We start from the raw sequence: 1,107 nt of genomic DNA on the forward strand, positions 1-1,107 counted from the left end.
GCTTGCGAACTCAACAGGAGAGCAAAATGGCTGTAACAGTTAGTACTAACGTCTCCGCGATGACCGCGCAGCGTTACTTAAATAAAGCGACCAACGAGCTGAATACCTCGATGGAGCGTCTATCATCAGGTCACAAAATTAACAGTGCAAAAGACGATGCAGCAGGTCTACAGATCTCCAACCGTCTAACGGCACAGTCTCGTGGTCTTGATGTGGCAATGCGTAACGCGAACGATGGTATCTCTATCGCTCAAACGGCTGAAGGTGCGATGAACGAAGCAACGTCAGTGATGCAGCGTATGCGTGACTTGGCTATCCAGTCATCAAACGGTACTAACTCTCCAGCTGAGCGTCAGGCAATCAACGAAGAATCAATGGCGTTGGTTGACGAACTGAACCGTATCGCAGAAACCACATCATTCGGTGGCCGTCGTCTATTGAACGGCTCATTCGGTGAAGCGGCATTCCAAATCGGTGCGAGCTCTGGTGAAGCGATGATCATGGGTCTAACCAGTATTCGTGCAGATGACACTCGTATGGGCGGTGTGACATTCTTCTCTGAAGTAGGAAAAGGTAAAGATTGGGGTGTTGATCCAACTAAAGCCGATCTAAAAATCACGCTTCCTGGCATGGGTGAAGACGAAGATGGTAATGTTGATGATCTAGAAATCAATATCAACGCGAAAGCGGGTGATGACATCGAAGAGCTAGCAACGTACATCAATGGTCAATCAGACATGATCAACGCGTCTGTAAGCGAAGATGGCAAGCTGCAAATTTTTGTTGCTCATCCAAACGTTCAGGGTGACATCTCGATCTCTGGTGGTCTTGCTTCTGAGCTAGGCCTAAGTGATGAGCCAGTAAGAACATCAGTACAAGATATTGATATGACAACGGTTCAAGGCTCTCAGAACGCGATTTCTGTACTGGACTCTGCACTGAAATACGTGGATTCACAACGTGCGGATCTTGGTGCGAAACAAAACCGTCTGAGCCACAGCATCAACAACTTGGCGAATATCCAAGAAAACGTTGACGCATCGAACAGCCGAATTAAAGACACGGACTTTGCGAAAGAAACAACGCAAATGACCAAAGCACAAATTT

1 protein-coding gene is annotated in these 1,107 nt (G+C 47.2%); it reads left to right on the forward strand.

Annotated elements, in window-relative coordinates:
- Nucleotides 1-26: 26 nt before the first annotated feature.
- Nucleotides 27-1,107, forward strand: a 1,081-nt coding sequence (locus R7O12_RS26390; protein WP_318127026.1) for a flagellin, incomplete at its 3' end; no start/stop codon positions are given.

It is taken from the genome of Vibrio sp. Vb1574, from assembly GCF_033338675.1.